Source organism: Mucilaginibacter koreensis (assembly GCF_054783355.1).
On the sequence record NZ_BAAGQS010000002.1, the window covers coordinates 385,211 to 393,705 of the forward strand.

The 8,495-nt window shown below is 42.7% G+C and carries 9 protein-coding genes; 3 read left to right on the plus strand and 6 right to left on the minus strand.

Annotated elements, in window-relative coordinates; all coding sequences use genetic code 11:
* Positions 1-16: 16 nt before the first annotated feature.
* Positions 17-454, plus strand: coding sequence for an aspartyl protease family protein (locus tag ACYVNW_RS18330; protein ID WP_460681365.1), 438 nt, complete (start codon positions 17-19; stop codon positions 452-454).
* Here the strand turns inward: ACYVNW_RS18330 and ACYVNW_RS18335 are convergent.
* From ACYVNW_RS18335 to ACYVNW_RS18345, 3 genes are all read right to left on the minus strand, one after another.
* On the minus strand, positions 451-843 hold the full coding sequence (locus ACYVNW_RS18335) for a response regulator (RefSeq protein ID WP_460681366.1): 393 nt from the start codon (positions 841-843) through the stop codon (positions 451-453). The genes ACYVNW_RS18330 and ACYVNW_RS18335 overlap by 4 nt on opposite strands.
* Before the next feature lie 34 nt (positions 844-877).
* On the minus strand, positions 878-2,386 hold the full coding sequence (locus ACYVNW_RS18340) for a sensor histidine kinase (RefSeq protein ID WP_460681367.1): 1,509 nt from the start codon (positions 2,384-2,386) through the stop codon (positions 878-880).
* A gap of 238 nt (positions 2,387-2,624) precedes the next feature.
* Complete coding sequence (locus tag ACYVNW_RS18345; protein WP_460681368.1) at positions 2,625-3,107, minus strand: ABC transporter ATPase; 483 nt, start codon at positions 3,105-3,107, stop codon at positions 2,625-2,627.
* Between the two features lie 45 nt (positions 3,108-3,152).
* Here ACYVNW_RS18345 and ACYVNW_RS18350 point away from each other — a divergent pair, with 45 nt between their 5' ends.
* A complete protein-coding gene (locus ACYVNW_RS18350) occupies positions 3,153-3,638 on the plus strand; it encodes a hypothetical protein (protein WP_460681369.1) in 486 nt (161 codons plus the stop codon).
* 62 nt (positions 3,639-3,700) lie between these two features.
* Here ACYVNW_RS18350 and ACYVNW_RS18355 read toward each other — a convergent pair whose 3' ends face one another.
* Together ACYVNW_RS18355 and ACYVNW_RS18360 are read right to left on the minus strand one after the other, a co-directional pair.
* Entirely contained in the window at positions 3,701-4,540 is an 840-nt protein-coding gene (locus ACYVNW_RS18355; protein ID WP_460681370.1) for a (Fe-S)-binding protein, read from the minus strand.
* A gap of 63 nt (positions 4,541-4,603) precedes the next feature.
* Positions 4,604-5,902: a 4Fe-4S dicluster domain-containing protein gene (locus ACYVNW_RS18360; RefSeq protein ID WP_460681371.1), complete on the minus strand. Its 1,299-nt coding sequence runs from the start codon at positions 5,900-5,902 to the stop codon at positions 4,604-4,606.
* Between the two features lie 143 nt (positions 5,903-6,045).
* Here ACYVNW_RS18360 and ACYVNW_RS18365 point away from each other — a divergent pair, with 143 nt between their 5' ends.
* Entirely contained in the window at positions 6,046-7,821 is a 1,776-nt protein-coding gene (locus ACYVNW_RS18365; protein WP_460681372.1) for a cellulase family glycosylhydrolase, read from the plus strand.
* Positions 7,822-8,278: 457 nt separating this feature from the next.
* Here ACYVNW_RS18365 and ACYVNW_RS18370 read toward each other — a convergent pair.
* Positions 8,279-8,495, minus strand: a 217-nt coding sequence (locus tag ACYVNW_RS18370) for a hypothetical protein (RefSeq protein WP_460681373.1), incomplete at its 5' end; no start/stop codon positions are given.

The window sequence follows — 8,495 nt, forward strand, 5'->3', positions numbered from 1 at the left end:
ACTAATCAACTGCTTAATGGAGACAGAAATCCCTTTACAGATCATAGATTTACATGAAGACGGCTTCCACCCATTGGTGGAAGTTGTTGTTTACGGGCAGGCCTTTAAAGTAGTGCTGGATACCGGAGCCTCCAAATCGGCATTCGATCAAACCATGCTGCTTCAGGCCAATAGCGAAACATCCATTACAGTAACTGAACGGCTTTCAACCGGCTTGGGCACCAACAGCATGAATTCATCATTGGCAATTTTGCCCATATTTAGTATAGGTAACCTGGGACTTACTGATTTTGAGGTAGCAGTGCTCGATTTATCAAATATAAATATTGCTTATCAGCAGCTTAACCACCCACAGGTGCTGGGTGTACTTGGCGGCGATATATTAATGAAGTACAGCGCTGTAATTGACTATGGCAAACAAACGCTCATGTTAAAATGGGAAGCCAGCTTTTAGGCAGCAGCCGATCCCAGTAAGCTTACCAAAACGGTTTCGCTTAGGGGTTTAATAATATAATCGGTAATTGAAGCATTGCTTTTGGCGCGGGTAATATCAGAAGTATTGATGGATGAACTTACCATGTAAATGGTAATCTCTTTCCCCAATTGTGATTTAATTTCCCCAAAGGCTTCAATAAAATCCCAGCCATCCATTACCGGCATATTAATGTCTAAGAAGATTACATCAGGCAACTGATCGGCATTAGCAGGGTTGGTTAAGAAGTCAATCGCATCTTGTCCATTCTGAAAATCAATGAGTTGAGGGCAAATCTTTTTAATACTCAGTAATCTTTTAAAACCAAAAACGTAAATCTGGTCATCATCAATGATACAGGCGGTCTGCACTTTTCTCTCCGGGTAAATCATTTAGTCATTAGGGTTATACCAGTTTAATGGTAAATTTCGTGCCAACATTAGGTTCGCTTTCTACCTCAATGCTGCCTCCTAATGTTTCTACCTGGTTACGGGTCATGAATAAGCCTAAGCCTCGTGAGTCGGGATGATGATGAAATGTTTTATACATGCCGAATAAACTGTCTTTGAATTTAACCAGGTCAATGCCCAAGCCATTGTCTTCAACGGTTAAGTAAATATGGCCTTCTTTTTCATACGATGTGCAGGTAATCAACAAACTACGTTCGGGATGACGGTATTTGATGGCATTAGTCATCATGTTCAGCATAATACTGTCCAGATAAGCCGGAAGGTAGTAAACAACCGGAACCTTAAAATCAGTAATGATTTTACCATTAGCCTTATCCAAATCACTTTGAAGCGCTTGAGTAATGCCGTTTAAAGTCTCCTGAAATGAGAGCTTTGCTTTTTTGCGTGTGGCATCATCCTGCTGTTTTACAATCTCTGCCAGGTGGTTTACCGTATTAGTTAACCCTGCGCTGATGGCTTGCACATACTGAATACAATCGTTTCGTTCCTCATCCTCCGTATCGGGGTGGGTGAGCAATTGCATCATCGACTGCAGGTTGTTACTATATGATCGCAGGTTATGCGAAACAATGTGGGCGAAATTTTGCAATCTTTTGTTTTGCTCAGTAAGATGTTTGTTGGCTTCTACTAAATCAGTGCCGGTTTGCTGTGGTAACTTTTGCAGGCTACCTTGCAGATATAAGCATTGGCCTTGTGTATCACAAACAGGGGTGCCTTTAAGCTTCACCCATATTTTGTTGTTTTTGGCTGTAATCAGCAAAAAGTCGACAGAAATAGCAATGCGGTCACTAATGGTCGTTTTAATTGTGGTTTCAACCAGCGTGCGGTATTCGGGGTGAACAAAAGCTTTTAAATTCTCAATTGTAGGCTTAAAAGCAGGAGCTACCTCCAGTAAACGGTATAATTCTTTAGAATAGTGAATGCACCCGGTAATAAGGCAAGTTTTCCATGCAGCTGCGTCCAGCATTTCGCCGGCTGTATCGAGCAGGTCTTTTTCAGCTTGTAACGCATTAAACTTGCGTGTTTCTGCATCGGTATTAATCATCATTCCCATCAGTTGCGTAGGTTCGCCATATTCATTCCACCAGGTGCGCCCCGAAATTTTAAACCAGCGGTAGCCCTGGGCCTTTGTTAATAGCCTAAGGTTAACCTGAGCATGGGCCTGATGCCTGATATCGTGTTCAAAAAAATGTATAGCAAGGCGCTGGTCATCGGCATGCACCAGGCGGTTAAGAAAATGGTTCAGATTAAACGAAGCAGAATAAGTTTCATAACCCAGTAATTCAAATACATTGGTAGCAGTCCACTCGTCCGCATCAGGGTACTCAACAAGGTTAAGGCTCCAAATACCAATACATACGCTTTGTGAAAATTGATTGATATACGATTTTAAGCTGTAAAACTCTTCCGCTTCTAATACTCCCCCCTGTTGCTGAAAATTCATTTCAATGAAACTAATACTTAAACAGTATATATGCTGATGCTCAAATAAGTGGAGGCAAAAATATTAAATTTAAATATAAAATATATTTATATAGTTAAATATTTTAGTTCTATAGGTTGTGAAATAGTTAAAAATAGTACTTATACGTCAAATTAATAGCCTAAAAGGTTAAAAAAAGCACTTATTACAGTTAAATTGTTACCCAAATAGTATGAGATACTTATATGATCCCACATCATTAACGCAGCAAACCGCCAAATAACTGCTGATGCCAGCTCTCTTTAAACGGTATTTCCCAGCGTGTGTTAAGTTCTTTCAGTGTTTGTACCAGGTTATTGAATACAATGGTATTTTCATTCACATGGTGCTGCTGAACCAGTTGTTCGAATTGTGCACGGTTGGCCGACAATACTTGCGCACCTTCGCGGTAAGCAATATCAAACCGGTCGAAAAGGTTAATATGGTAAGCCTGCTCAATTTCATGCATAAACCTGACTGATTTATCAATGGAGCAGCCGCTGGCCCCGGCTTGGGTTTCATCAACAATCAAAATGATAAAGCGGTTATAACGTATTTCGGCAGTAGCTTTTAGCTGATGGTTGTGCGCAGTCCAGACCGACGTAAAGTGCTGTAGCTGTTGTTGCAGTTGTATGAGTTCGTTAGTGGTAAACTCCCGGTTGGCCTGGTAAATCCAAACCCTCGAATTTTCAGAAAATTGCATGTACAAAAATAGGATTTTAGTACCTTCGGAAACAGTGAGGGTGTCATGTTAAAATCAGGTTTATTCAAAAAGGCGTGCTTGTTGTTCTTAACGGGCAGCCTGTGTACTGCTTTGTTCAGCTTTTACCATCCTGATGCTGATGAAGAGCAGTTAATTAACTGGAGCAATAAATGCCTGCTGCACTGGTTTAACCCTGATAATGGCCTCAAACTTAAAAAGTGGGAGTTGACCTTAACCGGAGATTGCTTTTTAAGGTTTAAAAAATACTATCAAACCGGAAAGCAGGAATATTACTCTTTCCACCTGCGCCGCTTTAAAGAACTCGATTACCTGGGCACCGCTACAGCAGGCACGCTGCGCCTGTCTGCACAAGCAGATGACATTATTGTTCAAACCTATAATGACCCTAAAGGAAATATTGATTCTATGTCTACCACTGTAGATATTCCGGTACGCGATGTAGCGCCCGAGCAGTTAGACAGTTTAAGAATGAGTTTAATTGAGCTTAAAGAAAAACACACCCTAAAATAATTGTTTATAGCAGCATTGGCTGATTACAAATAGCACTACATGCTATAGTAATGGCAAACAGCTTATGATAAGCCGTTTGCCTTTGCAGTAATTTCTGCAATATCTAATACTTGTATATTTTGTTCCAGCTCCCGGTGTTTCACGCCATCGCGTAACATAGTCATGCAAAAAGGGCAGGAGGCAGCCACTACCTGTGCTTTGGTAGCTATCACTTCTTCAATACGTTCTATATTGATATCTTTATTACCAGGCTCGGGTTCTTTAAAGTACTGAGCACCGCCTGCACCACAGCACAAGCCGTTGCTGCGGCAGCGTTTCATCTCCACCAAATCGGCATCCAGTATTTCCAATGCTTTACGGGGGGCTTCATAAACACCGTTGCCACGGCCCAAATAGCAAGGGTCATGGAACGTAATACGTTTGCCCTTAAAGCTTTCACCTCCTTCGGCTTTCAGTTTGCCTTCGTCTATAAGCTGCTGAATGAGTTGCGAATGATGAATCACCTCGTAATTTCCGCCTAAAGCCGGGTACTCATTTTTTAACGTGTTAAAGCAATGGGGGCAGCCGGTTACAATCTTTTTTACTTCGTAGCCATTAAGTACCTGTATGTTCACCATGGCTTGCATCTGAAATAAAAACTCGTTGCCGGCGCGTTTAGCCGGGTCGCCGGTGCAGCTTTCTTCGGTACCTAATACCGCATAGCTGATGCCTACGTGTTGTAGAATACGGCAAATATCGCGCGTAATGCGCTGCGCACGCTCATCAAAGCTACCAGCGCAGCCTACCCAAAACAGTAAATCAGGCACTTTACCTTCGGCCAGCATTTCGGCCATAGTGGGCACGTGTAAAATTTCAGATTTTGGATTTTCGATTTCGGATTGGTTTGAATTTGGTTCTTCCATTTCAGGTTTATATCGTTTGTGCAGTTACTATCAGCACCTTATCACATTTCAATTATCTGCACATTATTTATCTGCCCAGTTAAAGCGGTCAGCATTCGAATACTTCCAGGGAGCGCCATTATTTTCGGTGTTGCCAAACATGTTATTCAAACTGGCTGGCGCCTGCGATTCTTCCATTACAATATAACGGCGCATTTCGGTAATAATTTCTAATGGATTGATGTTTACAGGGCAGGCTTCCACACAAGCATTGCAAGTGGTACAGGCCCAAAGTTCTTCGCGGCTGATGTAGTCATCCAACAAGGCTTTGTCGTCCTGGTAATCTTTACCATGTTTGTCCACATTATTACCTACCTCGGTCACCCGGTCGCGCGTATCCATCATAATCTTACGCGGCGAGAGCAGCTTACCGGTAATGTTGGCAGGGCATACCGAAGTACACCTGCCGCACTCAGTACAGGTATACGCCTCCATCAGGTTTTTCCAGGTCAAATCGGTTACATCTTTCGCACCAAAACGGCTGATTTCTGCACTGGTTTCGGGTACAACAGAAGGGTCCAGCATTGCTTTAACCTCGTTTGTAACCGATGCCATATTGGTAAATTCGCCTTTGGGAGTAAGTTTAGAGTACCAGGTGTTAGGGAAGGCCAGTATAATATGGAAATGTTTAGAATAGGGCAGGTAGTTCATAAACGCCAGAATGCCCATAATATGAAACCACCAGCAGCCCCGCTCAATTAAAGCCAGTGCCTTGCCCGATGCCGGCAGCAGTGGCGCCAGCAATGAACTTACCGGGAAACTGCCTGCCGTTACATAATCGCCATAATGTAAGGCCTGTAATTTATAGTCAGCTGCATTCATGGTCAGGAATGCGGACATTAATAAAACTTCTATGATTAAAATATAGTTGGCATCCGAACGCGGCCAGGCGGTCATTTCACGTCCGGTCAGTCGCTTTAAGTGTAAAATGTTACGGCGGGCCAAAAAGGTAAGGCAAGCTACCAATACAAGTACGGCTAATATTTCAAAGCCGCCAATTAGTAACCCGTACAAACCACCCAGCGCTTTATGAAACACGCGGTGTGAGCCAAATAGCCCGTCAATCAAGATTTCGAGTACTTCGAGATTGATAATGATGAAACCTACATATATAAACAGGTGCATTATGGCTGCCAGCGGCCGCTTGCCCATTTTGCTTTGGCCCAGTGCTACTTTAGCCATCACCTTCCAGCGGCGGGCAGGCTGATCTGAACGGTTGGTATCGCGGCCTAACAATATATTACGCCGTATTTTCATCACATTGCGGGTAAAAAGCCAGGCTGCGCCAACTAATATTAACAGAAAGATGATTTGTCCAATCATTATGCGTGCATAGTAAATTTTAACTAAGGTAGATAAATGTTTAGTAACCGCAAATACAGTAAACAGGTTCTTTGTAAATACTCATTTACATCTACTGGTTTTCAACGCATATTCCTATTTTTAGCCACGTTATAAACTACATTATGAATAAACATTCTTTTTTTGCCCGGGGCAAAAAGCTGGCACTTACTTGTTTATCGGCAAGCGCGCTGCTCACCTTAAATTTTACAACAGTACACGCACAAGGCTTTCTAAAAGCTAACGGCCGCATTATTACTAATGAAAAAGGCCAGAAAGTAATACTGCGTGGTATGGGCCTTGGTGGCTGGATGCTGCAGGAAGGGTACATGTTCCGGCTGAGTAACCTGGGGCAGCAACATAAAATACGTGCTGCTATCGAGGACGTGGCCGGACCAGAATATACCACCCGCTTTTATGAAAAATGGCTGGCTAACCATACACGCAAAATAGATGTGGATTCAATGGCTTCGTGGGGGTTCAATTCCATCAGGTTGCCTATGCATTATAATTTGTATACACTGCCAGTAGATAAGGAGCCGGTAGCAGGTAAAAATACCTGGCTCGAAAAAGGCTTCGCTTTAACGGATAGTTTGCTGAAGTGGTGCAAGGCCAACCACATGTACCTCATACTCGATTTGCATGCCACACCAGGCGGGCAGGGTAATGATTTGCCCATATCAGACCGCTACCCCGACCAGCCTTCGCTTTGGGATAGCAAAGCCAACCAGGAAAAAACAGTTGCCTTATGGCGTAAACTGGCAGAGCGCTATGCCAATGAACCATCTATTGGTGGATATGATATTATAAATGAACCTAATTGGGGGTTTGAGGACCCGAAAGATACCCGCGGTACTGCAGAAACTAAAAACGAACCCTTGCGCAAACTGATGATGGATATCACCAAAGCCATCCGAGAGGTGGACAAAAAGCATATCATTATTATAGAAGGTAACGGATTTGGAAATAACTATCGTGGCATTTTCCCATTGTGGGATAAGAATATGGTGGTAAGCTTTCACAAATACGGCAACTTTAACAATGAAGGCGCTATCCAGGGTTTCCTGAGTATCAGCAAGGAGAACAGTGTTCCATTGTGGATGGGCGAGTCGGGCGAAAATTCGAACACTTGGTTTACCGAGGCTATTAAGTTGGTAGAAAGTCATGATATTGGTTGGTCATGGTGGCAGGAAAAAAAGATAGGTGTGAATCAGCCACTCGAAATTAAGTTGACGCCATCTTACCAAAAGCTATTAAACTACTGGACCAACAAAGGCGAAAAGCCCTCACAGCAAGAAGCAATAGCGGCATTGGATGAGTTCTTAAACAATGTCAAACTCGAAAACACCATTTACCATAAAGATGTAACCGATGCCATGTTCAGGCAAGTGCACACCAATGCAACTGCACCTTTCAAACCGCACATAGTAACTAATAAGGCCATCATCAACTCAGCAGATTATGATTTAGGCAGCCAGCGTTATGCTTATTATGATAAAGATACTTCAAGTTACCAGTACACACCCGGAGTGAATACGCAGGGCAACAAGGGGCACGCTTACCGTAACGATGGTGTAGATATAAAAAAGTATGGCAGCGGATACACCGTGTTCAGCATTGAAGATGGAGAATGGCTTCAGTATACCTTAAATGTAAAACAGGCAGGAACTTATAAGATTATATATTACACCTCGGGGAATGCACAACCTGCAACAATCGAAGCAAAAGTTCAGGGGATAAAGACTTATCCAATAAACATACCGGCGACAACTGCCCAAAACGACAATTGGAACAAAGCTGAGATAGCAAATGTGCAACTGAATAAAGGTGTAAACAAATTGAAACTCTTGTTCATTAAGGGAGGCTTGGAACTCAAACAACTGGAAATACAGAAGCAATAGAAACAGGAAGGAGCTAACAAACTGTTAAGTAAACGCTCGCCGTGTTAACATTATAAAAATAAAAGCCTGTACTTAAGTAGGTTGAATAACGAATTAACAAAAGTTGACTTTTTGTTTGACTGGTATACAAATTCGTATTACCTTTGTTGCCCTGCTTCGGAGGAAGTAAGGATAGTACATTGAAAAGGGTTTAACGAGAGCTTAATGCTAAAGGTTTAGCAAGTAGAACATCCCCAACCATCCACTTCTAAAATTTTTTTCAAAAAAGATTTGGAGGGAAAGAAAAGGATTTGCACCTTTGCACTCCCGAAACGACGGGAGGTTGTTCATTAAGCAGCGAAGTAGAGAGAAGCGAGGGTGGTAATGCCTGAGCGGAGAAGTGAAAGGGATGTGGAAACGCTGACCGGAGCCGGCCAGAGGGAAGGGAAAACGAAGAAAAAAAGCTTCGAAAAAACTTTCAAATAAATTTGGCGAATCTCAAAACATTTTCTACCTTTGCACTCGCAAAAACAACGAAGCTTTCCTGCGAAAGGGGAGTAAAGAAAACAAGCAAATCAAGTAACCTTACGGGGTTAGTGAGAGATAAAAGAGGCGGCCCGCGACGGTGACTGCTGAAGAAAGTTCTTTTAAAGGAAGATAAGATCATGCAAGCGAGGCTTGGTGAAGTGGAGTTA